Raw genomic sequence first — 25,221 nt, forward strand, 5'->3', positions numbered from 1 at the left:
TATTTTTCATATTTTTTCATAAAAAATATTTGACATACTTTTAGATTAACCCTATTATACGCCCACCTTCTGATGTGTCCCTATCGTCTAGAGGCCTAGGACATCGCCCTTTCACGGCGGTAACCGGGGTTCGAATCCCCGTAGGGACGCCACTTAATATCAGAATACTCTAGAAGTCCCTATCGTCTAGAGGCCTAGGACATCGCCCTTTCACGGCGGTAACCGGGGTTCGAATCCCCGTAGGGACGCCAAATTCAAAAAAGCCCAGTATTTATTACTGGGCTTTTTTTATGACTGAAATTTATATCAATATCATTGACACTATCGAGCCACACCGTTTATTTAGCTCGCCAATTTTAAAAAATCCTGTTTGATCTGCTGAATGTCAGGTGTGCGCTTATATCGAATTACCTCATAACCTGCTTCTGCAATTAATGCATCTCGATTTGCATCCTGAGCTTCATTGCCTTTATGGCTTGAGTCATCCAGCTCCACAATCGCAACAATATTAAAATGCTGATCGAGAACCACAAAATCTGCAATTTTTCGATTAAACAGACTTCGAGTTGAATATCCTTTTGCCGTCATAAATGCACTAAAAGCAACCTGTGCGAGCACAATATGGTCAGGCAACGCCTCTTTTAATCTTAGGAATGTGGGCTGTTCATTCATAGTTAAAATCCGTTTACCTTTAATTGGGGTTCGTTCTTTCTGATTGCCTTGCTTTTTAAACGCTCCCAACACCACCCCAATGACCAACACCAGTACAATAACCCAAAGTAGCATCATCAATTATTTTCCTTTTATTATTCAGAATATTTTAGGCTCACTAAATTTATATTTACTTTAAATCGCAACACATATCAATCTAAGTCAAATAAAATGCGAAGCGTCATTTAATAGATCACTTTCACAAATATTCAATTAGAGAAAAACATAGATCTCTATTTAAACTCAGTACTGACTCGCCTGAATCAATTGCCGCGTATATTCAGTTTGTGGTTGTAAAAATAATTGTTCAGTCGGCTGTAATTCCACCACTTTGGCATGATGTAACACGAGTACCTGCTGACACAACGCCCGAACAACTTGTAAATCATGACTAATAAACAAATAACTAATCTGTAACTTTTGCTGCAAATCACGCAATAATTTCACAATGGCTTTTTGTGTGGTGCGATCCAGTGCTGACGTAGGTTCATCTAAAATTAATAATTTCGGCTGTAAGACCAATGTCCGTGCCAAAGCCACACGCTGACGCTGACCTCCCGAAAGCTGATGCGGATAACGTAATTTAAAACTGACAGGTAATTCGACTTGCTGTAATGCCTGTTCAATCCGCTGCTGCATGTCTATTTCAGACATATTGAACACACTCAGACCTTCAGCAATCAGTTGTTCAACGTTCATGCGAGGATTTAAGCTGCTATACGGATCTTGGAACACCATTTGAAAATTACGGCGTAATGGACGCAACAGGCTTTCATTACAACGATTCAGGTCTTGCCCCAACAGTACAATTTCCCCATCACTTGCAACCAAACGTGCAATTGCCAGTGCCAACGAGGTTTTACCTGAACCACTCTCGCCCACAATCCCGATTGACTCACCTTCTGCCAAAGACAAATCTAAAGGTTCAACTGCAACTACATAATCTTTGATTCGATTCAATAAACCTTGCTTAATGGGGAAACGCACACCTAATTGTTTTAATTCAAGCAAAACTGAACTGTTTGGCGCTGGCAATGCCTGACCAAAATCATGATCCAGTAATTCTCGGGTATATGCCGTCTGTGGGGATTCAAAAATTTGCTGTACCGAACCTGTTTCCTCGATCCTACCTTGATTCAGCACCACAATGTCATCGGCATAACGACGCACTAAGCCCAAATCATGACTAATCAAAATCATCGCCATTTGACGTTTGCTTTGTAGTTGTTTCAGTAGTTGTAACACTTGCGCCTGCAACAACACATCAAGTGCTGTGGTCGGCTCATCGGCAATTAAAATTTCAGGCTCCAAAGCCAGCGCCATCGCGATCATCACCCGTTGCCTTTGCCCACCTGAAAGTTCATGTGGATAGCGTTTGAGTTTTTGTTCAGGCTCAGGCATGCCAACATCGATGAGCAATTCAATCACACGCTGCCGAACTTGCTGTTTAGACAAACCCTGTAACAGCAGACTTTCACCAATTAACTTTTCAACCCGATGTAAGGGGTTCAAAGCCGTCATCGGTTCCTGAAAAATCATGGCGACTTGATGTCCACGCAGCGCACGCAATTGTATCGGTGACATCTGCAAAACATTTTTCCCATGGAGCTGAATCTGTCCTGTCACCCGCAAATGATGCGGCAACAGGCCCAAAATCGCCAAGCTACTGATCGATTTTCCTGAACCACTTTCACCCACCAAGGCAACCGTCTGTCCTGCATGCAGGGTTAAATGAAAATCTTGCAACAACGGTTGTTGCTGAGGATTTAAAATCGACAGTTGCTCAATCTGAAGAATTGGAGATTTAGTTGCGTCTTGGGTCAAATGCATCACGCGCTGCCTCTCCAATATAAATCAGTAACGATAAAACCAGTGCCAGACTGACAAAACCTGAGAGCGCGAGCCACGGCGCATTCAGATTATTTTTCCCTTGTAGCAATAACTCTCCGAGGGATGCCGCATCGGGCGGTAAGCCATAACCTAAAAAATCCAGTGCAGTCAGTGCAGTAATATTCGCAGTCAACATAAATGGAAGTTGTGACAAACTTGAACTGAGAGCATTGGGCAAAATGTGCCGTAAAATAATTCGACCATCTCGCACACCCAGAGCACGCGCAGCACGAACATAATCGAGATGTCGTGCACGTAAAAATTCAGCCCGCACCAAGCCCACCAAGGTTGGCCAGCCAAAAATCAGCATGATCAGGAATAACCAGTACACATTCGGGGTAAACATACTCACCAAGATCATCACCATGAACAGCATCGGCAAGCCACCCCAGACTTCTAAAATGCGCTGTCCAAATAAATCCACCCAGCCACCGTAATAACCTTGAATCGCCCCAACCAAAATACCAATCAACGCAGAAAAGAACGTCAATGCAAAACCAAACAGCAAAGACACCCGCAAACCATAGAGCACTCGGGCAAACACATCACGCCCCTGATCATCCGTTCCCAACCAGTTTTCTGTGGTCGGTGGTGATGGTACAGGCACAGCCAATTCCAAGTTCGGCGTTTGATAGGAATAATGCACAATCGGCCAGATTTGCCAGCCCTGTGCATCAATCATGTGCTGGACAGCGGGATCACGATAATCCGCTTCGGTTTCAAATACGCCACCAAAAGTGGTTTCAGGGTAGCTTTTGATCACAGGAAAATAAAAATGCTGCTGATAACGCACCAACAGCGGTTTATCATTAGCAATCAGCTCGACTGCACTGGATAAAACAAAAATAATCAGAAAGACAATCAGACAGAAAAAGCCGAGTCGATTTTGTTTAAAGCGTTGAATACCTTGTTGCAACATCGGTGACATGATTACATCCCCCGAGCATCAAAATTAATTCGAGGATCAATCACCTGATACAGCACATCACTAATCAAACGCAGCACTAAACCGAGCAAGGTAAATAAAAATAATGTCCCAAAAATCACAGGATAATCACGCTGGCTAATCGCTTCAAAACCCAACAGGCCAATACCGTCCAGATTAAAAATAATTTCGATAAAGAAATTCCCGACAAAAAACATACCAACCAAAGCTTCGGGCAAACCTGCAATCACAATCAGCATTGCATTACGAAAAATATGCCCGTACAGCACCCGATTTTCACTCAGCCCCTTGGCTTGTGCTGCCAAGACATACTGTTTCCCCATTTCTTCCATAAAAGAATATTTGGTGAGATAGGTCAGACTGGCAAAACCACCGAGTACCATCGTCAATAACGGTAAAGCCATATGCCAGAAATAATCGCGAATTTTGCCAAGAAAGCTCAGTTGGGCAAAGTTATCAGACACCAAGCCCTGTAGTGGGAACCATTGCCAATAGCTACCGCCTGCAAAAAACACAATCAGTAAAATCGCAAAGACAAAGGTCGGCACGGCATAACCCACCGCAAGCAATAGCGACGTGGTTTTATCGAACAACATGCCATGCCGTTTGGCTTTTTGAATCCCCAAGGGAATCGAAATCAGATAAATCAGCAAGGTACTCCATAACCCCAAAGAAACTGTGACAGGCATACGCTCCCACAACAACGTCGTCACTGGTTTATCTTTAAAAAAACTCGTTCCAAAATCAAAACTGGCATAACCTTTGAGCATTTTAAAGAAACGGATATAAGCAGGCTGATCAAAACCATATTGTGCCTTAATCTGCTCCACCATTTCAGGGCTTAAACCACGTGCCCCTTGATAATGGGTATCGGCATTGGCAAGCGTTTCTGCGCCAGCGACCGTTTTATTGACCCCTTGAAAGCTTTCAGCTTGTTGAATGGCTTGCTCAACAGGCCCACCCGGGGCAATCTGAATCACCACAAAATTGATCAGCAAAATACACAACAGCGTCGGAATAATCAGTAATAGCCGCTTTAAAATATACGTGCCCATCTGCACTCCTTGTTGTTTTAGTGCTGGCGCAAATAGCTGGTGATCTTTTGGGTTTGCTTCGGATCAGCCCACCAATAATCAATTCCCGCAGAGAGTTTTGGCTTGACGCTTGGCTGGCGATACATATTCCAGTAGGCATACCAGTTTTCACCTTTACCATAGGTCAAAATCTGATAATAACCTGCACGCAACAAGCGATCGAGTACACGCGTATACAGCACCAATTGCGGACGATTAGGCGCTTGTACCAAATGCTGAATCGTTGCATCGATGGCAGGATTTTTAATGCCTGAATAATTATAATTCCCAACCTGATCGGCTGCGGCACTACCCCACATTTGGAATTGTTCATTGCCCGGAGTCAAGCCTTGCGGAATACCGCCTGTGGTCAGGTCATAATCATAACGGCGCATCCGTTCCAAATACTGTGGCACATCCACCTGACGAATACTCACGCTAATGCCTAATTTTTTGAGATTTCTGACAAAGGGCATCAAGGTACGTTGTAAACCATCCTGATGAATCAAAAACTCAAGGTGAATCGGTCGACCTTTTAAATCCAACAATTGCTGATTTTGAAAGCGATAGCCTGCCTTGAGGAGCAATTGTCGTGCTATCAGTAAATTATTACGGTTGAAACCACTGGCATCGGAAACGGAGTATTTCCAGTTTGTCAGTACACCTTGACGCATCACAGGGTCAAGCTTTGGCAACCATGGTTTTAAAATAGTCAGTTCTGCGGCGCTTGGTCGTCCTGTCGCAGCCAGTTCACTGTTGGCAAAATAACTTTGTAAGCGTTGATACTGTCCATAAAACAAGGCTTTATTTTGCCATTCAAAATCATAAGCATAAGTAAGGGCTTGACGAAAGCGAATGTCATTGAGCGGTGGACGACGCGTATTGAACATGAAACTTTGTGCCGTAATCGGGTTATGGTGCTGAAAACGGTATTTCACTACCAAGCCTGCTTTAAAGGCAGGAAAGTTATATTGTGTCACCCATTTACGTGCAGTAAATTCTTCATGCAAGGTGTATTGCCCTGACTTAAAGCCTTCAAACGCAATATCCAAATTACGGTAGTAAATATACTTCAGTTGATTAAAGTTATAGCGCCCACGATTCACAGGTAGATCTTTGGCCCAGTAATTGGGATTGCGCTGATACGTAATACTTCGCCCCGGATCAATCCGAGCAATGGTATAAGGACCTGAACCTAAAATCGGATCCAAAATTACACGGGTAAAATCTTTATGTCGCCAATCATTTTGTGAATAGATCGGCATACTGGCCAAGATCGAAGGCATTTCAGGGTTATTTTTTGATTTAAAAGTACACTTCACCTGATATTTGGATAGCACTTCGGTTTTTTCCAGATCCGCCAGATACATTTGCAAACCAGGATTGGATTTGGTCTGGAAGGTATCAAAACTGAATTTGACATCTTGCGCCGTAACAGGCTGACCATTGCTAAAACGGGCTTTGGGATTGAGCTGAAAAATCACAAACTGGGTATGTTCAGGGTCAAAGGTAACTTTTTCAGCCAAAAGCGGATACATCACGCCAGGCTCATCCAGTGAATTCGACATGAGACTATCAAACAGATAGTTCACACCATCAGCTTCACTCCCCTTACCATTCATGCTGTTTAAATTATCAAATGTCCCATTGCTTGGACGAATCAGATAACCGCCTTTGGGTGCATTCGGATTGGCATAAGGCATATTGAACGCATGGCTATATAACGGCTGTGTCCGAATAGCAATATAATTTGTCGTCTGTAACTGAGCCTGTAAGTTTGAACTTAATAAGAGTAACAGACTTCCCCAATAGGCAAATTTCACGCAATTTCAACCTTGAATAATCACAGCACAATCACTGTATTTTTATTATAGAAAAAATCCCTCTGTCGAGGGATTTTTGGTCTTTGTTTTATGAGTTTGGCACTTGCAGTGTCGTTCCTAAACGCAGTTGTGCATCTGGCTCTATATTGTTCATTTGTGCCAGTTGCTTCACGTCCATATTGTATTTATTGGCAATACGAATGAGTGAATCTCCAGATTTGACTTTATAAGTCGTGGTCAATTTTGGAACCAAAATCGTCTGACCGAGACGTAAACCCGCTTTTGCACTCATATCATTTAGATCTGCCAGATCTTTGGTGCTTAAACCATAACGACGTGCAATCGCGTTCAGTGACTCACCAGATTTCACCGCATAACTTTCAGTATTTGCAGTATCACTGGATTTTACTTTGGTCGTCACTACTGAAGATTTGGTATTGGATTTTTTCTGATTTTCATCCGTCAGTTGCAGTTTTTGTCCTGCACGTAATTGACTTGAAACAGATAAGTTATTCCAATCAGCAATATTTTTAGTTTGCAAATGATATTTCTTGGCAATACTGATTAATGTTTCGCCACGTTTTACCGTGTAGGTATCTGGTGTGTCCGCAACATCATCACTCACTTTGCTAGAACTTGAATCACCCATCAATTTAAGGCGCTGTCCTGGATAAATATTCAGTGATTTACCCAAACTATTCCACTCAACCAAGTCATCTTGTGAAATACCATATTTACTTGCGATTAAACCGACTGAATCACCACGTTGTACCGTATAGTATTCAGGTGTTTTTGTGCCGTTACTCGATGACACTGTTGTTTCAGACGTCATTGAGCCTGCTGGGACTTTCAGAAGCTGTCCAACCATGATTGGCGCATCAACTTTAATATCATTCAGTTTGGCTAAATCTGTTACAGACATATTGGCTTTGCTTGCAATCACACCCAGTGAATCACCACTTTGAACCTTATAGTTCTCAGTTTTAACTGACTTGCTGTCATTCTCAGCAGTTGGCTGATCAGCCTCACTTTGGCTCACTTCATGTAGAGGAACATTGATTTTTTGTCCAACCAATACATTACTACTAATGTTTAAACCTGGTGTTAAATCCGCCAACTCCTGTACCGACAAGCCATAACGATCAGCAATGACTTTGAGATATTCCCCACGTTTCACGCTATAGCTTTTGGTTTTAATCTTAACTGATTTGTTACGAGCAGTTGAGGTATCGGCTGTTTTGCTTTCTGCTGGTTGTTTCAACGTCAACTTCTGACCAACCATTAAATTGCTAGACAATGAAAGATTATTCCAATCTGCCAAATCTTTAAGACTTAAACCAAACTGATCTGCAATTGCTGTCAAACTATCATTCGGCTTGACTGTATAACTCTCTGGGCGTGTTGATTTGCTGCTCGCACTTGCCTGCTGTTGCGGTTTTGCATCATATAAATACAATACTGTTCCCACAAACAATGGTGCATCTGGATCAATCTGATTCCATTTAGCAATATCTCGCCACGACACTCCATTTTTCATGGCAATAATGGCTAAAGTATCACCTGCAATGACTTTATAGTTACTGCGCTTGCCTTTAGGTGCAACCACCACAACATCCGTGTCGGTCTTAACAACATTTTTGCCTTGGTTACGTTTCGCATCTTCTGAATCTGGAGAAACTGATTCTGCTAACTCTTTCGGATAGGAGAAGCTTTTACTGACTTCTTTACCTTGCTTCTCTGCGACTGACAAACTGGTTTGAATCGCTGTCAGCTTAATCTTACCATCATACGGATCGACAATTTCTGTTCCAGCAGGCGCAATCGCTTTAATCTCGTCAACAACTTGCTGTTTTTCAGCATTGGATGCTACTGGCTGCAACACTTTTGCCAGTGTTTCTGCCTTCTCATCTTGCTGTTTAATTTCAGTTTGAATCCGATCTTTTTCTGCATCAGAAATTGGCGGCTCAATCGAAATTGGTTTTTTAACATTACTCGCTGTCGTCACCGCAACTGGAATACGTGGTGCACTTGGAACATCAGCATTATTCGCAAATGCTGCCAATGCATCCGCGCCTTTAGGCGTTGGCATACGACTACTGCCCCCAACCGAATTCCTTGTCGATGTACTCCGTGCAGTTGTGCTGACTGAAACATTACTACTCGGCTGACTAATTGCAGCTGCGGTTGTATTATTCTGAATATCTGGTGGTGTTGTATGCGTTGGTGTTAATACCTGATCACGACTTGAAGTGGTCGTATTATTACTTGCCCAGAACCCACCCGAACCCGAACTTGATTTTAATGCCAATAAGCGCTTATCAATCACTGGGCTGATGTCAGATGGAATTAAAATTCGTCCAGGGCTTGCAGGGTCGATGGTATCACCACGATAGCCTGGGTTAAGCGAATATAATTCTGTACGGCTTAAACCTGCGGTTGCTGCAATAGCATCCAATGACACGCCTGCTGCAACTTTGACTTCTCTAAAGTGAGGACGGTTCGCAATTGGCGGCAGACTGACCCCATACTCTCTTGGATTCTTCACAATCTGAGCAACCGCCAAAAACCGTGGTACATAGTTCATGGTTTCTTGCGGCAATTTCAACGACCAATAATCCGTTGGTAAACCCAGTGCCTGATTTCGGTTAATTGCCTGTTGAACACGCCCAGGGCCTGCATTGTATGCGGCCAGTGCCAATTCCCAAGAACCAAACTGGTTATATAAACTGCCTAAAAATTCATAAGCAGCACGAGTAGACTCGACAACATCACGACGTGCGTCATACGTTCCACTTTGCTGTAATCCGTAAATACGACCTGTACTTGGAATAAACTGCCACAAACCAGCTGCAGAGGCTGAACTGGTTGCCGCAGGGTCATACGAGCTTTCAATCACAGGCAATAAGGCCAATTCAGTTGGCATACCACGGCGTTCAGCTTCTTTAACGGTATGATACAAATATCGGCTGGCACGCGCACTCATGCGGTTTAGGTAAGGCTGACGCGATACAAACCAGTTACGCTGCGCCTCAATACGTGGGTCCCAATGTGTTTCATCCATTTTAAAACCGACTGTCATGCGCTTCCACACATCACCATGTTTTAAAACCTGTAGACGATCCCCTTCCACCGCACTCATATCTGTTGCTGAAAGTAAATCTTGTAAAGAGTCTAGTGAATCTGCATCTAAGTAATCAGAACCGACTTGTTTGGATTTATTTGGCATTTGTGTTGTTGTTGCCGAACTACATCCCGTAGTTAAAGCGATTGCAGCAACTGTAGAACTTAAAAAAGAAATTTTAAAAATTTGCGGTGCGGAAAGTTGCCACAATGCTGTGGTAGGTTTAAACATATAGGGTTCCAAACAAAATCGTGAGACTTGCAATATTCACATAGCATTGTATTTAAGCGTGTCTATCACACAAGGCTCAATCCTACGCTGATCTTCATATAAATGTTACAAGAAATTAAAAAATGTTCAGTGATTACTGAATCCAGCTATTTTGCGCGTTAGAATAAGGTATTTTTGCAGTTCACTAAGTTTGGGTTTTGTATCATGTCACAAACAATCACACTTTACGTAGACGGCGCTTGCCGTGGCAATCCTGGTTTAGGTGGTTGGGGAGCCTATATTTTAGAGGATGAAATCCAGCATGAAATTTGCGGTGGCGAAGCTGAAACCACCAACAACCGTATGGAGCTCACCGCTGCTATCGAAGGCATTAAGTTTTGCCCTAAAGAAGCCAACCTGATCATTTGGACAGATTCCAACTATGTAAAACAAGGCATTACCGAATGGATTCACGGCTGGAAAAAGAAGAACTGGAAAGATGTCAAAAACCCTGATTTATGGAAATTGCTAGATGCAACCTGCGCAGGTCGCAACATTGAATGGAACTGGATTAAGGGACATGCTGGACATGCTGGTAACGAAAAAGCCGATCAGTTAGCCAATCGCGGCGCAGACCAAACTGCCGCTAAACTAAAACAACCTGCTCAATCGCAAGATATAAAAAAGCCTGCAACTGAAACCACAGACTGGCTGCTAAATGACCCCTTTGGTTTGGACTTCGGCAGTGAGGATGTCATTGAACCAGACCTTTCAAACGAGCCAGTTTTGGCAGATGAATCAATGCCAGAAACTCAAACTGAAATAGCAAACTCACACCCACAAATTAAAATTACAACGGCAACCATCGAACAGCATGGGCCTCGTCAGTTCATTCTCGATACAGAAACCACAGGTTTTTATTACCAAGATGGCGACCGCATCATTGAGGTTGGTGCAATTGAAATGATCAATCGCAAACTCACTGGCAGCTCGATTCACATTTACATCAACCCTGAAAAGCCTGTGGGAGATTCAGTACAAGTCCACGGTATTACCGATGAGTTCCTCACCGACAAACCTAAATATGCCGAAATTGCTCAGGTGCTTTTTGACTATTTACACGGTGGAGAAATCATTGCACATAATGCCAGCTTCGATATGAACTTCCTCGACATGGAATTCCGGAAAGTTGGCTTACCTGCCCTTTCTGAAGTCTGTGGTGTGATTGATACACTAGCCTTAGCCAAAAGTAAGCATCCCGGACAAAAGAACTCACTCGATGCTCTTGTTCGTCGTTATGAAATTCCTGCACGTGACCGTACCTTCCACGGTGCCTTACTCGATGCCGAGATTTTATCTGACGTTTATCTCGCCATGACGGGTGGACAAGTTTCCTTTGATATGGATGCCTTGTCACATAATGATCAACAAAACAGTACCTCTATTCGTCGGGTACAATTTGATGTTACGCTTCCTGTGATTTTACCTTCTGCTGAAGAAAATGAAGCACATGAAAACTGGGTGAAGCAATATCAGGAAAAAAATGGGGAACCCTGTTTATTTGCTAAATAAATTACCATTTTCATGAAGGGAAGCGCTTTCACTGCCACTGTTTTCAGTTATATTATTGTAAATAACATCAGTGGCTTAATTCTCACTGCGACAAGACACAGCATAATTACAGGACAGGTGCAGATTTATGTCTTACCAAACCTCGATTCATTTTGATCCAACCGCATTATTAATTATAAAAAATGAGGTCGATAACTCAATTAAACTTGTTGAATCCGCAGTTGCAACGCTGGTTGAAGAACAACAATTGCCTTTTGGTATTGATGATGCCTTACTCCAACTTGAACAATGCTCTCAAATCCTGTTGCTGATTGATCTTCCTGATATTGCTCAGATTGCTCAATATAGTGCTGAGCTCATGCGCAAAATCATGAGTAACCCTCAAGAGATTATTACTAGCGATATTCAGCATCTGAGTGAAGGTGTTACAACCTTAAAATGCTACATTGAATTCAGTTGTGTCCAACAGGTTTCTATTCCGCAGTTTTTATTGCAAAGCCTGAATCAACTTGAGCTTTCATTGAACAAGCCACTTACTCGTGAAGGCTATCAGGTTCAAAAAGAACTCGACTGTGTTTCACCTGAACTTAATCTTCCTGTAGAAACGGCACTTGAAAAAAGTGACCATATCCACCGCCTCTACAAAAACTGTTTATTAAAGTTATTGACCAACAAAGCACAAAAACTAGATTTTGAAGGCTTTAAACTGGTGGGTAGCTACGTTTCTGGTATTGCACAGCAAACACAAAGCGAACAATATTGGAACTTGGTTCGCATTGTTTTCACACATCTAAGCGATACGTTAGTGACTGAACCACGCTTACGAGTTCTGATTAATCTTGAAACTCAAATTGCTCAGTTTTTAGCACAACCCCTCGGTTTCATGCCATCTACAAGTGACATGTCTGACATTCTCACGCTCTGTATCACACAAGATAATCAGCATTCTGATTATCTACGTCAGCAATTGAGCATTGGTGATGAAATTTTGTCTGACTCAGAGTTGTATTTGTATCGTAAGCAACTATTTGGTCCTAATCAGGAAACCATGCACACTGTATGCAACCTGCTGAGTGATGAAATTACAGTGATTCGTAAAGACATTGAATTTAATTACATGACATTCAATGACGAGCATACAGCCGAAATCAAGCAACAATTGCTGAATGTATGTAACACATTAAGCATTTTAAATTTAACTGAAATTAGCCAGCAGCTTGCCGAACAGCTTAAACGTCTTCATTCTGCACATGACTTTCAAGATGAATCACTCACCCAATCCATCATGAATAGCTTACTGACAGCACTCAATGATTTAGGTTTGCTAATTCGTCAATATCGTTCAAACCTATTACAATATCCTGTCCACAATCCAAATATTGCCCTTGATCGCCTAGATAATGCCTATAAAGTGTTAGTGACCGAGCTTAAAGCACTAGTCGATCTATCCAGTCAAAGTGTAATTACATACGCACAATCTCAAGACAACATGCTGCTTGAAAATCTGGCTAGCCAATTTAAAGAAATTGCAGGAGCGGTGTTGTTCTTATTGCAATACGATAACCTTTATCATGCATTTATGAACTGTGCGACGTTTATTGAGCAACAAGTTGAAGCAGAAAAAGGGCTTGAAGCTGATCAAATTAAAGACATCTTGGATGTTTGCGCAAGTGCTGATATGCTCATTGACACAATTCATCAGCATCATCCAATCATGTACCGCATGTTTGATGTTGCCTTTAATAGTAGCCAAAAACTAAAAAGTGTAGCCTAATGTCTGAATTATCACTTGCTTATATTTTTCAAAATCAACAGTTGTTAGTCGACCAAAATCTACAGCTTCCAAAAGTTGAGAAATTGGCAAGTGATTTAATTTTTAGCTCGGGAGATCAGGTGATCGCCCGAGATCTTAAAGAAGATGAAGCGATTCCTGAAGGTTTCCAGCTTCTACCTATTCGTCAACTCATTACCCAATGGTCGACCACAGAGTTTGAGCAAGCCAGCCGTGCCATGCAACTCCTCGAATGGCGCAGAAACCACCGTTTCTGTAGTCATTGTGGCGAAAAAACTCATGCTCATGCTACTGAATATTGTATGGTCTGCCCTACATGCGGTTATCACCAATATCCACGTATTCAACCTTGCGTCATTACCATTATCACCAAAGGTTCTGACCAACTCTTGCTGGCAAAATCAGTCCGTCAAAAAACCATGTATGGCTTAATTGCAGGTTTTGTTGAAGTTGGTGAAACTCTAGAACAAGCTGTTGCTCGTGAAACTCTGGAAGAAGTTGGGGTAACAGTGAAAAATGTGCGTTACTTGTCAAGCCAGCCTTGGCCCTTTCCAAGTAACCTGATGCTCGCTTTTCATGCCGAATATGACAATGGTGACATTCAGCTTCAAGAAGAAGAAATTCAGGATGCTCAATTTTTCCATTTTGATCAACTTCCTGAAATTCCACATGAAGGCAGCATTGCTTACCGCATGATTATGCATATCACTCAAGGGCAAGCACTCTAAATTTAGCGTGGTGGAAAGAGTTGGTTCAGTTGTTTGAGAATTACGGCTTTAGTTTGAAAATAGCGACTAAACCAGCTCGATACTGTTGCAATAATGGTAATATGCCCCGTTCGAGGGATCACAAAAACTTCACTATGATTCCCCACTTCATTTAAACGGCGGTGCATATCGTAGGTATTGTAATCACCGACCAAGTTATCTGCCTCAGCCAATAATAAAAAGTGGCGAATTGAGTTCGATTCTACAAAATAATATGGCATCACCTGCTGATAAGGCACCCCAATATCAAAAGCAGGCTCAGCATATTGATCGCCTTTATAATCAAAATGATATGGCCCAGCAATTCCCACAACAGCACGAATTCCATCTCGACAAGCCAGATCATAGCTTTGTGGATGATAGATCGCCGACATCACATTAAAGCTACCCGCCGAATGTCCCATTAACACCAAGTTTTCCGTTGAAATCTTCAGATCGACCTGCTGTTGGTGCAAATAATTGAGTGCCAGCACCAAATCATCAATATAACTTGGAAAAATATGCTGTGGTGCCAAATGATAATTTAAAATGGCAACATCAAAACCCTCTCGCGTGAAACTTTCCGCAAGGAAGACATAATCATCTTTATTGCCATGTGCCCAAGAACCACCATGTACAAAAACCAAAAGTGGTCGGCTCTGGCGTGGCTGCTGCGCACAATACAAATCTAAACGCTGGCGTGCTTTTAAACCATAAGCCAGATGATGTTTGAGTTTAAAACTTTTACGTGGCGTACAGCGGTTTAAAGTTTGACTGGCTAAATCATAAAAACGAAAATCAGCCAGTTTTTGTTTACCCTGACTGATTAGACGTTGCATACTTTGAAACGTATTAAATGAAATCGGCATAAATCAGATATTATTCATTATAAGGTGTAGCAGTTGCCGTTGTTGGTGGAACGTTATTGGAGTCGACCGCAACAGGCGTTTGCACACTTGGTTGAACACTGGATGGGTCAATATTATCAATTAAAGTTACGATTTTAGTCACATCCCCAACTTGCGATAATACACTGTTTAAGTCTGCGATTTCACCATTATTCAAACGTCCCATAACATACAACACGCCATTTTCTGTATGTACCAGAACTTTGCTGTCTGAAATGACAGGAGCCTTGGCAATGAGTGCACGAGTATTTGCCGTAACTGCTGCATCTTGCATAATTGTTGAGTAACTCACCTGATTACCAACAGTAATGTAGTTATGCACCGATTTTACATCACTCATGGCTTTGAGATTATCTTCTGCCAGTTGTTTCAAATGCTCGTCAGGCACTTCCCCTGTTAACAGCACACTGCTATGAAAACTCTTAATATTGACACGTGCCTGCTTAAAGCGAGCATCGAGCTTATATAAATTAATCAGTGCGGTACGTTCAATTGATTTATCAATGACAATTTGCCCGAGCGAACGTGAACCACTTTGCGTCCCCACAGGGGTCGTTCCTGTTTCTCCAGCAATAAAGCTTGCACAACCCGATAAACTTGCAGCACATAATAATGCCAATACAATACGCTTAGACACTCAGAAAAACTCCTTCGTCGCTATTTTCTTCTATCTTTCAATAATCTGCTTCGTAGTCTCGTTACAGCTTAATGAACTCTCAATCTAAAGTAAATGCACCTTCAATCCAGTCCAAATCATAAGTGAGCTGAGAAAAGTCTTGCTGTAGCATTTTTGCAATTTGTTGCTGTGTTTGGATACAAATCACATCAAAACGGCAAGCAAAATCCTGATAACTGACATGCTGTTGCAAAAAATGTTCTGCAGTACGCATAATTTTGCGCTGTTTACTCAAAGAAATACTTTCCACCGCATCACCAAATGTCCTAGATGAGCGCGCCTTAACTTCAATGAAAAGTAACTGTTCAGCATTGACCATGATCAGGTCAATCTCACCAAAACGGCAGCAATACCCTTGCACAAGCAAACGAAACCCTTGCTGCTCTAAATGGAGCTGAGCCAATTGCTCTGCCCAAATTCCAAATGCATTACTATTTTTCATATCAAATGATAAGCTCTAATTATATGAATCACTCTGATACACCTAAAAATCAGGTAAACTACGCTTTTTAGTTATCGTGTCGGAGAATGTATGAGTGCTCAGTTATTTGTTGTTGCAACCCCTATTGGGCACTTAGATGATATGACATTCCGTGCGATTGAAGTCCTTAAGTCTGTGAGTCTGATTGCAGCAGAAGACACTCGCCAATCTGCTCAACTGCTTAAACACTTCAATATTGATACACCACTCACTGCCTGTCACGATCATAACGAAGCCAATAAAATTCATCAACTTATTGAAAAATTAAAACATGGTGAAAACCTTGCACTGATTAGCGATGCTGGAACACCTTTAATTAGCGATCCAGGCTTTAAATTGGTTCGTGCAGCTCAAGAACATGGTATTCGTGTAACGCCTGTCCCTGGTGCATGTGCAGCAATTGCAGCACTCAGTGCAGTGGGTTTACCGAGCGACCGTTTTAGCTTTGAAGGGTTTTTACCGTCCAAGTCTTCACAACGTCTCAGCCAACTCGAAAAACTCAAAGACGAAACACAAACTCTAATTTTTTATGAAGCACCACATCGTATTTTAGAATGTGTCAAAGACATGAAAGAAGTTTTTGGTGCAGATCGTGCTGTCGGTTTTGCACGAGAAATTACCAAGACTTTTGAAACCATTAAGAAAATGACGCTGGGTGAATTGGTTGAATTTATTGAACGCGATCATAACCAGCAAAAAGGTGAAATTGTACTGGTGATTGGTGGAGCCGCGACCGAGAAAGACCTGAGCCAAGCGAAACTTGATGAATGGCTACTACGCTTGCTACAAGATGTCTCTGTTAAAGCAGCCTCACAAATTGTTGCTGATCTCACAGGCATGAAGAAAAAAATTGCCTATCAGCGCGCTTTAGAACTAACTCAAGCGCAAGATTAAGCCCTACGGGAGCATTTACGCAAACCAGTGAATGCTCCCCCATAACAACATCACTAGAAGCAACATGTGGAAGATTTGTACTGGCGCAAATGCCAATCCATATTTCCAACCACCTGATAGGCTTGCATTAATACTTTTAGCAAAAGCATGCATCAAAAGCCCCAACATGACCGCGAACAACAAAATATTCCCTTGTGCCGATCTTGGATCTCCTTGTAAAACCACAGCGGCCATCGCAGCATGAATCTCAAAAAATGAAGCCAAAACAGTGCCTGCTATTAGTCCTGCATGCCCCAGTAACACGCCTAATCCATATACAACAACTTGTATTAACGTCAAAATCAGTGCAATCAGAACTGCCTGTTTTAAGCTAAACATCCGTGAATCTATAGACTGGCTTTCCATATTTTCTTGTACCTGATGCCCACCTATACGCAAAAGCCAAAGAGCCGCAAAAACTAAAACGGTGCCTGCAATTAAACATGGAAGCAAAATTAGCTTAAACCAAACCCAACTGCTATTGGCAATAATCAATAGCAGCTCGATTAGCGTGGAAACACAGGACATGAGTGCTGCTGCTGCATAACGTACGGGATGACCCTGCCCTGCACGCACCTTCACTCCGAGCGTTGCAATTGTTGCAGTACTCGAAACAAACCCAGAAGCTAAAGCTGAGAAAATCAAAGCCTGCTGATTTGAAAATAGACGTTGCGCCAAATGTGCCAAGGCTTGTACCGATAAAATCAACACCAGTAATTTCACAATCAGATAAGGGTTGAGCACAGGCCCCCATAATGGCTGATTGGGCATAAGTGGCAAAGCAATCAGTGCTAATGCCAAAAGTAATAAACCATCCCGCAGTTCAGTTTCAGTAATCCAATGGCTTGCGATGCCATGCAGGTCTTCCTTAGCCCACAAAATAATGGTCACCGCAACAGAAACACCCGCTGCAATCGCAATATTCCACCAACATAACGCTCCAATAAAATAACTCATACAAAATGCCAGTTCGGTAGTCACACCCTGATCATCTTTTTGAGTCCAAACCGAATGCCATGCGAAACCACCCACCAAAATTGCACCGATAGCACCAATTTCGATACCAAATGCAAAACACAAAACGCCCAGCAATGCGCTGAGACAAAACGAGCGTAGTCCTGCGAAGTCTTCTTTTTTTTCTTGAAATTGATGGCGTTCACGCTCCAGACCAATCAGCAAACCACACCCTAGAGCTGCTGCTAACACAGCAATCGAATCTTGAAATTCCACGGCTGAATACAAGGTATGCAAAGGCAAGTCCATAACATGTCCAGATTATTTTTATAATGTCACACTCATTATGAAGCATTCTTTTTAGAATTTGGATAATAAAAAAGCACTAGATCAACTAGTGCTTTTTTACGTCTTAATCGTTTGCGCCTTCATCAGGTGGAACTTCTGTGATTCTGCCACCGCGTGCTAAAAATGCAGCAACTTCATCTTCTAATGCTTGACGCTGTTTTTGTTTAGCAGTCACCGTAAGAGTTTCTGCTTCTGCAAGATCAACATCACTGACACTATTTTCAGTATCACTCGCACCTTTTTCTGCGGCTTTCGCTTCATCATCATCGACAACTGCATCTTCTGCATCGTCGTAATTATTCATTTCGTCCGTCATGACTAACTCCCAAAATTATGCATTGTGTGAGCTGTTTTCAGCATTTAACAATTAGGGAGAAATGTATCAATCTATTCCTCAATCGCAAAGAGGTTAATTTAAAAATTTCTCAGTTTTTAGACAAAAAAACATCGGCCAGTCACAAAACTGCATAACGGGTCGATTTTAGTGCACTTAAACCACTGGCTTGCTGCATAAATAGATCTTTAGCAAGCGGATGTTTTTGCACTTGTTTTAGCCCAAAATTTCTTACCCAGATAAATGGGGTAAATTCAGAGCTCTCAAGCCAACCAATCGCTGACATGCTATGCATCATGGCTTCATTTTGTCCTTTGCGTAAATGAGCATAACGGCGTAGCGTTTGCTCATGTGCCCAAACACCGCGGGACAAATCATGTAGTAGTACATCACAGAGTACAGCAGCATCTAAACAGCCAATATTGACCCCTTGCCCAGCCAACGGATGAATCACATGTGCAGCATCACCAATCAAAGCCAGACCTGCTTTGACATAATGTTCAGCCGAACGCGCTTTGAGTGAGAAGCTTGCGCGTGGTGTCACCTCAACGACTTCGCCCAGCATATGCAAACTGGCTTGATTGAGCAGTTGCATAAAGGCTGCATCATCGAGTTTCTGATATTCTTCAGCATAATCATCAGGCAAAGTCCAAACAATCGACTGCCAGTAACCCTGCTCTTCAGGTTTCAGACTGCACATCGGTAAATATGCCAATGGGCCTGTCGGCAAGAAAATCTGACGTGCGACATACTCATGCGGCTGTGTGGTTTTAATCGCACAGCTAATTGCAGCCTGATGATAATCCAGAACGTCTAAACCAATCAGTGCCTGATGACGTACAAATGAGTTAGCACCATCTGCCCCAATCACTAGCTTAGCATGCAACATCTCACCATCTGCCAAAGTGATTTGCCAACCTTGAGCAAGCTGTTGTAGATCTGCCACTCGAACTTGAGTCCGATAATCCTGAATCTGTTGCTGCATTTTTTGCTGAATCGCAAGATTCAAGACACTCGGTTCAACCATTGAGCCGAGCCACTGCTCAGCAATTGGAAAATTTGCGCTGGTCTGACCAAAATTAATTTCGCCATAGCCATTTTGATTCCAAACCTGCATGCCTGTATAAGGCATATGCCGAGCCAGTAGCTCCCACACGCCGACTTGTTGCAACAAATGCATGGTGGCATGGCTTAACGCTAACACGCGTGGATTCGGCTCAGCCAACACCTTGTCTGCATCCAAAATGGGTGCTGCATCGAGGACTGTCGCTTGTACACCGCCTTGTGCCAAGAGCAAAGCCGTTAAGCCACCCACTAAGCCGCCACCAATAATCACGACATCATATTGACTCATGCTTTTAACCCCATGGCATAACTGGCCACCAAAGGTTTTACCCCTGGAACCATATCAAATGCAATCAGACCTGCATTACGCAAGACTTTCAGTACAGGGTTATTGTTACTAAAACCACGCACAACACTGTCACAGAACTTGATCACACGTTGCTGATCTTTCAATCGAGATTGCTCATAGGCTTTCAGCATCTCCGCATCACCAATGTCATCAGAAACTTCGAGCTGATGACGGATAAAACGCAACAACACATCCGCATCACGCAGGCACAGGTTAAAACCCTGCCCTGCGACAGGATGTAAGGTATGTGCCGCATTCCCCATAATCACCACACGACCCACCGTTTGTTGGTGGGCAAGTACTTGTGATAACGGATAACTGAAACGCTTGCCTGTTTTCTCAAAACGTCCTGCTCGATCACCATAAGTTTGCTGTAAGGCATCAAGGAAATGCTGATCATTTTCCTCACCCAACCACTCATGCTCTGTGCCTTTTTTCACAGGCCAGACCACTGAACGGCGATATTCACCTGGTAAAGGCAATAATGCCAATGGGCCTAAAGGACTAAAACGCTCAAAACCGACATGTTGATGCGGTTTTGACGTTTGTACCGTGGTGACAATCGCAACCTGATCATAATCATGCTCATCAACCCCCACACCGAGTGCCTGACGGCATAACGAATCACGACCATCGGCAGCGATCAGTAATTTTGAAGTGAATTTAAGTTCTTCTTCGCCACGTTTTGCCTGAATCGTGACTTGGTCAACATCTTGCGTTAATGCAGTCACTTGTATGCCATCGATCAATTCAATCAAAGGCTGCTGACGGACTTGAGTCAGTAAAACTCGTCCAAGCCAAGCATTTTCAATAACCTGTCCGAAGCTCTCGACATTTTCCTGTTCAGCCACCAAACGCGCCTTCCCAAAACTGCCTTGCTCGGTGATATGGACTTGCAGAATAGGCGTCGCATGCTGTTGCAACACATCCCACAACCCCAGTTGCTGATAAATCTGCACACTACGACGTGACAAGGCACTATTTCGCGCATCAAAACTAGAGTGATACGGAATTTCCTGTTGCCCTTCAGCAAATTGAGGATATTGAATCGCCTCAAGTAATTTGACTTCAATCTTGGCCTTAGCCAACATCAATGCCAAACTGAGTCCAACCATACCACCACCAACAATAATCACTTGTTGTTGCATTTTTGAACTCCTATTTAGACAAACGTGCTTCAGCCATTAAATGCTCAATATCCGCAATATCTTTGACCACATCTGAAGTCAGCACACGTGGGCCTTGCTGAGTCGCTACGACATCATCTTCAATCCGAATGCCGATACCACGCCATTTTTCATCCACAGTTTCATCATCTGGTGCAATATAAAGCCCAGGTTCAACCGTCACCACCATGCCAGCTTCATAGGCACGCCATTCACCAGCGGTTTTATATGCACCCACATCATGCACATCCATACCCAGCCAGTGACCTGTACCATGCATATAAAATTGACGATAAGCTTCGGTTTCTAAAAGCTCGTTCAACTCACCTTTGAGTAGACCTAAATCGAGCAAACCTTCGGTTAAAATTTTGGTTGCAACCGCATGTGGCTCACGATATGAGTTTCCAATTTTAACGGCATCAATTGCAGCATATTGCGATGCCAGAACAACTTCGTACAGCGCTTTTTGTTCTGCCGAGAATTTGCCATTGACAGGAAATGTTCGAGTAATGTCTGAGGCATAACATTCATATTCACACGCAGCATCTATCAGAACCAAATCACCATCTTTCAGCACTTGATTGTTTTCGACATAATGCAGAATGCAGCCATTCGCGCCACTACCGACAATGCTGTTATACGATGGGACACAACCATTTTGCCCAAAAATATAATTCAACTCTGCTTCAAGTGCATATTCCATCATGCCCGGATAAACAGCTTGCATGGCACGTGTATGTGCCTTGGCACTGATCTTGGAAGCAATCTGCATCAGTTCAATTTCTTGCATTGATTTAATCAAACGCATTTCATCGACAATTCGATCCAACTGCACGACTTGTGCTGGAGAACCATGCCCTTGACGCTGCTGAGCATCTGCTTTTTTCAGCCATTGGCTGACACGGGCATCAAATTCGGCCTGATGACCAATCCGATAATAGAGACGGTCTTTATTCAGCAGTTTTTCAAGAATTTCTTCATCGAGCAGATCAATCGCATAAGCTTCATCTGCATCATAATCATCAATTGCGCCATCAATGCCAGCCCGATATCCATTCCAGATCTCAAGCTCGCGGTTTCGTTCACGGCAAAACAAGCTATAACTATATTCATCACCCGACTCAAATGTTTCAATCACCGCAACGGCTTCTGGCTCAGCAAATCCTGTCAAATAAAAGAAGCTGCTATCTGCACGAAACTTATAATCTGCATCACGATTACGATAGGCCACAGGACTTGTCGCAATAATCGCAATACTATTTGCACCCATTTTCTGTGCCAGTTGTGCACGGCGCTGTTGAAAGTCAATTTGAGTCAATTTCATGATGTTCTTCTTTATCAATCTAATAAGCGAATAAGGTGATGCACATCATCCAATTAACTTGGACGATGTGGAGTAAACATTTCTACAACAGTGCTCGTTTTTTGCTGTTTCTTTTGCAGCAATGAACTTTCTGAAACTTCTGTCTTCTTACGTCCAATCGATAAGCTCACAGGAATGAGGCGTACAAACTCATACAACTCCTGATAACTGATTTCACCTTCTTCATCATTGTCCGAATCTTCAAACTCGACCGCAGCAACTTCTTGCAAATGCTCAATCAGTTCCATTTCATCTTGACGCAAATGTCCAGATGCCAAACCAAAACCGAGAACGACACCTGCACACCAATCAGCAAGCGCTTGTACACGTTCTTCAAGCACATGGTCATCATCTGGAAGTAAAGGTAAATAGTCGAGTTCATCTTCTGACAATGCATGAGCCACATCTTCAGCTTCATCAGCCAAAAGCATCAGCGCATCTTCGTTTAATGTGGGTACATTCAGTGTTTCTAAAATTTGTAACCATTCTTCACGGCTTGGCGGTAGAGTCACACAAACTATACCTGTCAACAGGCCATGTAACTCACTTGGGCTTGAAATCTCTTCAACTGAAGAAAAATTACGTTCCCACTCTGACCAACCAGAAATATCGTCTTGCATTCGTTTATCCAATCTCTATACTTCGTATATATTACCTTTGTTTGCAACACTGTGCGACCACGTTATGTTAGAAGAATTAAAGCGCCTTCAGGCACATATTGCGGTAGTGAAAAACCGTTTAGCACACTTTGAGCGTGAAAATACATCTTTACTTGCTTCTAAACAGCAAAGTGATGAGCAAAATCATGCTCAATTAATGCAAAAAAACGCCATCATCACCAAAAAGCAAGATGAAATTAATACGTTGCAAGACAACTTAGGCAACTTGCAATCTCAATACAAACAACTCAACCAAGATGCAACCACCTTAGCCGATCGTTACAACCGCTTAGAAAAAAGTTGTACTGATCTTAAAAATCGCTTTCAGGAAATCTTAAATGAGCGCAATGAACTGCGTGTAACTAAAGAAAAACTGCAAAATGATTATCGTCATGCTCAACAGGAAATTACATCGCTAAAACAAGAGCAAGAACGCCTCATTCAAAAAAATGAACAGGCAAAATCCAAAGTTGAAGCAATCATTCACCGTCTGTCTGTGTTGGGTACGGAGCAAGATCAATACACGCAAGAAATTCAACAACTTGAAAATCCTGCAGAGCAAAATGAGGAAACTTCGCCATGAGTGAAGCAGTTACTGTCGAGTTACGTATTATTGAACAGGTCTTTCGTCTTGCTACAACCTCTGAGCAAAAAGCTGACCTAGAAAAAGCAACAGAATTACTCAACGAAAAGTTTCAAGAATTTCGTCGTAATGCTCCACGAGCAGAACACCATAAACTTGTGATTATGGTTGCTTTAGAACTCATGCAGGAAGTGTTGGCTTTGAATAAATCACTGCAAGAATATAGCCATTGCGAACGAATTCTCAGCACATTACTGGCTGAAGTTGAAGAAATGGTCGAGTAACTGCACAAATCCGCAACACTTGAAAAACAACTTAACAATGACGAGGCTTATGGAATTTGCATCCTCCTTGTTATTGGTTATACTGTCTATAGTCTCTGAGATGTTCGCCAGCGGGTCGAATTCCCCTGAGCCGATATCATTACTTTAGGATTGCGTTCTGCGTATTTAGAGCGTATGCCTACCTTAGAGTAGGAAACCCAGCAAGTATGCGTCGCGTCCACCTTGAACTTTAGGGTTCAAGGGTAACGACATGCAGCGGCATCTTCGGAGTACTATCTTACTATTGTAGCGAACATAAATAAGCTGAATTTCCATATCCAGCTTTTCTTTTAAGAATCTATTATTCCCATTCTTTCCAGTTCTGCATTGCCTTCCAGATATTAATCGCATCGACTGTTGCTTTAACATCGTGTGCACGCACCATACATGCGCCTTGCTGAATAGAAAGCAAATGGGCTGCGACACTCCCAACCGCACGTGCTTTTGCATCCACCTCATCCACAACAGCACCAATAAAACGTTTCCGAGATAATGCTGACAAAATTGGATAGCCCAATTCATTCAACTTCCATAACTCATTGAGTAGTTGTAGGTTATGCGCTGTATTTTTAGCAAACCCAAAACCTGGATCAATCAGAATATTTTCCGCTGCAATTCCTGCTTGTTGTGCCAAATCAATTTTCTGTTTTAATTCGGTCATAACCTCAGTCGTGACATGCTCATAATTTGCCAACTGATTCATGGTGGTTGGCTCACCACGCATATGCATCAAGATCACAGGAATCTGAAGTTCTACTGCTGTTTCCAATGCTTTTGGACGAGTCAATGCACGAACATCATTCCAAATATGAGCGCCTGCGCGTACTGCCTCACGCATCACCGCAGGTTGACTAGTGTCAATCGACAAAATCACATCTTGATCAGATAGTGCCTCAACCACAGGAATTACACGTGCTAACTCTTCCTCAACCGCAACTTCCGCTGCACCTGGACGTGTTGATTCTCCACCAATATCAATTACTGTCGCACCATCAACAATCATTTGCATCGCATGATCTATGGCTTGTTGCTTTGAGTTATGCAAACCACCATCACTAAAGGAGTCAGGAGTGACATTTAAAATCCCCATTACATGTGGCTGTGATAAATCTAAAAACTTTGATCCACAGCTAAGTTGACGTTGTGGCAAAGAAATGTATTGCATAACCCGATCCTAAAACAAATTTTTAATTAG

The 25,221-nt window shown here is 42.6% G+C and carries 22 protein-coding genes, 2 tRNA genes and 1 other RNA gene; 9 read left to right on the forward strand and 16 right to left on the reverse strand.

Annotated features, from left to right (window positions below; genetic code table 11):
* Positions 1 to 76: 76 nt before the first annotated feature.
* Both C1A47_RS04725 and C1A47_RS04730 read left to right on the forward strand, forming a co-directional pair.
* Positions 77 to 152: transfer RNA gene (locus C1A47_RS04725), tRNA-Glu, on the forward strand.
* 23 nt (positions 153 to 175) lie between these two features.
* A tRNA-Glu gene (locus C1A47_RS04730) sits at positions 176 to 251 on the forward strand.
* A 91-nt stretch (positions 252 to 342) separates the two neighbouring features.
* On the opposite strand, the gene C1A47_RS04735 is transcribed toward C1A47_RS04730, so the two are convergent.
* The 6 genes from C1A47_RS04735 to C1A47_RS04760 form a co-directional block, all read right to left on the reverse strand.
* Positions 343 to 789, reverse strand: coding sequence for a DUF2726 domain-containing protein (locus C1A47_RS04735; RefSeq protein ID WP_205669578.1), 447 nt, complete (start codon positions 787 to 789; stop codon positions 343 to 345).
* A 165-nt stretch (positions 790 to 954) separates the two neighbouring features.
* On the reverse strand, positions 955 to 2,541 hold the full coding sequence (locus tag C1A47_RS04740) for an ABC transporter ATP-binding protein (protein ID WP_111892914.1): 1,587 nt from the start codon (positions 2,539 to 2,541) through the stop codon (positions 955 to 957).
* A complete protein-coding gene (locus C1A47_RS04745) occupies positions 2,516 to 3,529 on the reverse strand; it encodes an ABC transporter permease (RefSeq protein WP_111892916.1) in 1,014 nt (337 codons plus the stop codon). Before C1A47_RS04745 ends, C1A47_RS04740 begins: the two co-directional genes overlap by 26 nt.
* 2 nt (positions 3,530 to 3,531) lie before the next feature.
* Positions 3,532 to 4,602 carry a microcin C ABC transporter permease YejB gene (locus C1A47_RS04750; RefSeq protein WP_111892918.1) on the reverse strand — a complete coding sequence of 357 codons (1,071 nt, stop codon included), beginning with the start codon at positions 4,600 to 4,602 and terminating at the stop codon, positions 3,532 to 3,534.
* Positions 4,603 to 4,619: 17 nt separating this feature from the next.
* Positions 4,620 to 6,443 carry an extracellular solute-binding protein gene (locus tag C1A47_RS04755; protein WP_111892920.1) on the reverse strand — a complete coding sequence of 608 codons (1,824 nt, stop codon included), beginning with the start codon at positions 6,441 to 6,443 and terminating at the stop codon, positions 4,620 to 4,622.
* A gap of 88 nt (positions 6,444 to 6,531) precedes the next feature.
* On the reverse strand, positions 6,532 to 9,795 hold the full coding sequence (locus C1A47_RS04760; protein ID WP_111892922.1) for a LysM peptidoglycan-binding domain-containing protein: 3,264 nt from the start codon (positions 9,793 to 9,795) through the stop codon (positions 6,532 to 6,534).
* A 204-nt stretch (positions 9,796 to 9,999) separates the two neighbouring features.
* On the opposite strand from C1A47_RS04760, the gene dnaQ reads away from it, so the two are divergent.
* The 3 genes from dnaQ (at position 10,000) to nudC (ending at position 13,866) form a co-directional block, all read left to right on the forward strand.
* Positions 10,000 to 11,346 (forward strand): DNA polymerase III subunit epsilon, encoded by a 1,347-nt coding sequence (gene dnaQ / locus C1A47_RS04765; protein WP_111892924.1) that lies wholly within the window; start codon positions 10,000 to 10,002, stop codon positions 11,344 to 11,346.
* A gap of 127 nt (positions 11,347 to 11,473) precedes the next feature.
* Entirely contained in the window at positions 11,474 to 13,120 is a 1,647-nt protein-coding gene (locus tag C1A47_RS04770) for a chemotaxis protein (protein WP_111892926.1), read from the forward strand.
* Positions 13,120 to 13,866, forward strand: coding sequence for an NAD(+) diphosphatase (nudC, locus tag C1A47_RS04775; RefSeq protein WP_111892928.1), 747 nt, complete (start codon positions 13,120 to 13,122; stop codon positions 13,864 to 13,866). The genes C1A47_RS04770 and nudC overlap by 1 nt, the downstream gene beginning before the upstream one ends.
* 2 nt (positions 13,867 to 13,868) lie before the next feature.
* On the opposite strand, the gene C1A47_RS04780 is transcribed toward nudC, so the two are convergent.
* The 3 genes from C1A47_RS04780 to C1A47_RS04790 all read right to left on the reverse strand — a co-directional run bounded on the left by C1A47_RS04780 (position 13,869) and on the right by C1A47_RS04790 (position 15,910).
* Positions 13,869 to 14,723 (reverse strand): alpha/beta hydrolase, encoded by an 855-nt coding sequence (locus C1A47_RS04780; RefSeq protein ID WP_227539731.1) that lies wholly within the window; start codon positions 14,721 to 14,723, stop codon positions 13,869 to 13,871.
* Between the two features lie 40 nt (positions 14,724 to 14,763).
* Positions 14,764 to 15,429, reverse strand: a complete 666-nt coding sequence (locus C1A47_RS04785; RefSeq protein WP_111892932.1) for a BON domain-containing protein — start codon at positions 15,427 to 15,429, stop codon at positions 14,764 to 14,766.
* A gap of 79 nt (positions 15,430 to 15,508) precedes the next feature.
* Positions 15,509 to 15,910 carry a YraN family protein gene (locus C1A47_RS04790; RefSeq protein WP_111892934.1) on the reverse strand — a complete coding sequence of 134 codons (402 nt, stop codon included), beginning with the start codon at positions 15,908 to 15,910 and terminating at the stop codon, positions 15,509 to 15,511.
* A gap of 90 nt (positions 15,911 to 16,000) precedes the next feature.
* Between C1A47_RS04790 and rsmI the strand changes: the two genes are divergently transcribed.
* The gene (gene rsmI, locus C1A47_RS04795) at positions 16,001 to 16,843 is read left to right on the forward strand and encodes a 16S rRNA (cytidine(1402)-2'-O)-methyltransferase (RefSeq protein ID WP_111892936.1); all 843 of its coding nucleotides are present in this window, start codon (positions 16,001 to 16,003) and stop codon (positions 16,841 to 16,843) included.
* Positions 16,844 to 16,858: 15 nt separating this feature from the next.
* On the opposite strand, the gene C1A47_RS04800 is transcribed toward rsmI, so the two are convergent.
* The 6 genes from C1A47_RS04800 to C1A47_RS04825 all read right to left on the reverse strand — a co-directional run bounded on the left by C1A47_RS04800 (position 16,859) and on the right by C1A47_RS04825 (position 23,081).
* Positions 16,859 to 18,145, reverse strand: coding sequence for an MgtC/SapB family protein (locus C1A47_RS04800; protein ID WP_111892938.1), 1,287 nt, complete (start codon positions 18,143 to 18,145; stop codon positions 16,859 to 16,861).
* Between the two features lie 103 nt (positions 18,146 to 18,248).
* Positions 18,249 to 18,500, reverse strand: a complete 252-nt coding sequence (locus C1A47_RS04805) for a hypothetical protein (RefSeq protein WP_111892940.1) — start codon at positions 18,498 to 18,500, stop codon at positions 18,249 to 18,251.
* Positions 18,501 to 18,639: 139 nt separating this feature from the next.
* Complete coding sequence (locus C1A47_RS04810; RefSeq protein ID WP_111892942.1) at positions 18,640 to 19,872, reverse strand: FAD-dependent monooxygenase; 1,233 nt, start codon at positions 19,870 to 19,872, stop codon at positions 18,640 to 18,642.
* The gene (gene ubiH / locus C1A47_RS04815) at positions 19,869 to 21,080 is read right to left on the reverse strand and encodes a 2-octaprenyl-6-methoxyphenyl hydroxylase (RefSeq protein ID WP_111892944.1); all 1,212 of its coding nucleotides are present in this window, start codon (positions 21,078 to 21,080) and stop codon (positions 19,869 to 19,871) included. The genes C1A47_RS04810 and ubiH overlap by 4 nt, the downstream gene beginning before the upstream one ends.
* Before the next feature lie 10 nt (positions 21,081 to 21,090).
* Positions 21,091 to 22,422, reverse strand: coding sequence for a Xaa-Pro aminopeptidase (gene pepP, locus C1A47_RS04820; RefSeq protein ID WP_111892946.1), 1,332 nt, complete (start codon positions 22,420 to 22,422; stop codon positions 21,091 to 21,093).
* 53 nt (positions 22,423 to 22,475) lie between these two features.
* Positions 22,476 to 23,081, reverse strand: a complete 606-nt coding sequence (locus C1A47_RS04825; protein WP_111892948.1) for a UPF0149 family protein — start codon at positions 23,079 to 23,081, stop codon at positions 22,476 to 22,478.
* A gap of 64 nt (positions 23,082 to 23,145) precedes the next feature.
* On the opposite strand from C1A47_RS04825, the gene C1A47_RS04830 reads away from it, so the two are divergent.
* The 3 genes from C1A47_RS04830 to ssrS all read left to right on the forward strand — a co-directional run bounded on the left by C1A47_RS04830 (position 23,146) and on the right by ssrS (position 24,262).
* On the forward strand, positions 23,146 to 23,703 hold the full coding sequence (locus C1A47_RS04830) for a hypothetical protein (RefSeq protein WP_111892950.1): 558 nt from the start codon (positions 23,146 to 23,148) through the stop codon (positions 23,701 to 23,703).
* Positions 23,700 to 23,987 (forward strand): cell division protein ZapA, encoded by a 288-nt coding sequence (locus C1A47_RS04835; protein ID WP_111892952.1) that lies wholly within the window; start codon positions 23,700 to 23,702, stop codon positions 23,985 to 23,987. Before C1A47_RS04830 ends, C1A47_RS04835 begins: the two co-directional genes overlap by 4 nt.
* 89 nt (positions 23,988 to 24,076) lie before the next feature.
* Positions 24,077 to 24,262, forward strand: a non-coding RNA gene (ssrS, locus tag C1A47_RS04840) — 6S RNA.
* A 65-nt stretch (positions 24,263 to 24,327) separates the two neighbouring features.
* Here the strand turns inward: ssrS and folP are convergent.
* Complete coding sequence (folP, locus tag C1A47_RS04845; protein ID WP_111892954.1) at positions 24,328 to 25,191, reverse strand: dihydropteroate synthase; 864 nt, start codon at positions 25,189 to 25,191, stop codon at positions 24,328 to 24,330.
* Between the last annotated feature and the right edge of the window lie 30 nt (positions 25,192 to 25,221).

The organism is Acinetobacter sp. MB5 (genome assembly GCF_003261585.1).
GTDB lineage: Bacteria > Pseudomonadota > Gammaproteobacteria > Pseudomonadales > Moraxellaceae > Acinetobacter.

What these genes read in the sequence shown, in the direction of transcription:
- C1A47_RS04735 (WP_205669578.1), bottom strand. Translation starts at nt 789, where the DNA reads ATGATGCTACTTTGGGTTATTGTACTGGTGTTGGTCATTGGGGTGGTG.
- C1A47_RS04740 (WP_111892914.1), bottom strand. Translation starts at nt 2,541, where the DNA reads ATGCATTTGACCCAAGACGCAACTAAATCTCCAATTCTTCAGATTGAG.
- C1A47_RS04745 (WP_111892916.1), bottom strand. Translation starts at nt 3,529, where the DNA reads ATGTCACCGATGTTGCAACAAGGTATTCAACGCTTTAAACAAAATCGA.
- C1A47_RS04750 (WP_111892918.1), bottom strand. Translation starts at nt 4,602, where the DNA reads ATGGGCACGTATATTTTAAAGCGGCTATTACTGATTATTCCGACGCTG.
- C1A47_RS04760 (WP_111892922.1), bottom strand. Translation starts at nt 9,795, where the DNA reads ATGTTTAAACCTACCACAGCATTGTGGCAACTTTCCGCACCGCAAATT.
- dnaQ (WP_111892924.1), top strand. Translation starts at nt 10,000, where the DNA reads ATGTCACAAACAATCACACTTTACGTAGACGGCGCTTGCCGTGGCAAT.
- C1A47_RS04770 (WP_111892926.1), top strand. Translation starts at nt 11,474, where the DNA reads ATGTCTTACCAAACCTCGATTCATTTTGATCCAACCGCATTATTAATT.
- nudC (WP_111892928.1), top strand. Translation starts at nt 13,120, where the DNA reads ATGTCTGAATTATCACTTGCTTATATTTTTCAAAATCAACAGTTGTTA.
- C1A47_RS04780 (WP_227539731.1), bottom strand. Translation starts at nt 14,723, where the DNA reads ATGCAACGTCTAATCAGTCAGGGTAAACAAAAACTGGCTGATTTTCGT.
- C1A47_RS04790 (WP_111892934.1), bottom strand. Translation starts at nt 15,910, where the DNA reads ATGAAAAATAGTAATGCATTTGGAATTTGGGCAGAGCAATTGGCTCAG.
- rsmI (WP_111892936.1), top strand. Translation starts at nt 16,001, where the DNA reads ATGAGTGCTCAGTTATTTGTTGTTGCAACCCCTATTGGGCACTTAGAT.
- C1A47_RS04800 (WP_111892938.1), bottom strand. Translation starts at nt 18,145, where the DNA reads ATGGACTTGCCTTTGCATACCTTGTATTCAGCCGTGGAATTTCAAGAT.
- C1A47_RS04805 (WP_111892940.1), bottom strand. Translation starts at nt 18,500, where the DNA reads ATGACGGACGAAATGAATAATTACGACGATGCAGAAGATGCAGTTGTC.
- C1A47_RS04810 (WP_111892942.1), bottom strand. Translation starts at nt 19,872, where the DNA reads ATGAGTCAATATGATGTCGTGATTATTGGTGGCGGCTTAGTGGGTGGC.
- ubiH (WP_111892944.1), bottom strand. Translation starts at nt 21,080, where the DNA reads ATGCAACAACAAGTGATTATTGTTGGTGGTGGTATGGTTGGACTCAGT.
- pepP (WP_111892946.1), bottom strand. Translation starts at nt 22,422, where the DNA reads ATGAAATTGACTCAAATTGACTTTCAACAGCGCCGTGCACAACTGGCA.
- C1A47_RS04825 (WP_111892948.1), bottom strand. Translation starts at nt 23,081, where the DNA reads ATGCAAGACGATATTTCTGGTTGGTCAGAGTGGGAACGTAATTTTTCT.
- C1A47_RS04830 (WP_111892950.1), top strand. Translation starts at nt 23,146, where the DNA reads ATGTTAGAAGAATTAAAGCGCCTTCAGGCACATATTGCGGTAGTGAAA.
- C1A47_RS04835 (WP_111892952.1), top strand. Translation starts at nt 23,700, where the DNA reads ATGAGTGAAGCAGTTACTGTCGAGTTACGTATTATTGAACAGGTCTTT.
- folP (WP_111892954.1), bottom strand. Translation starts at nt 25,191, where the DNA reads ATGCAATACATTTCTTTGCCACAACGTCAACTTAGCTGTGGATCAAAG.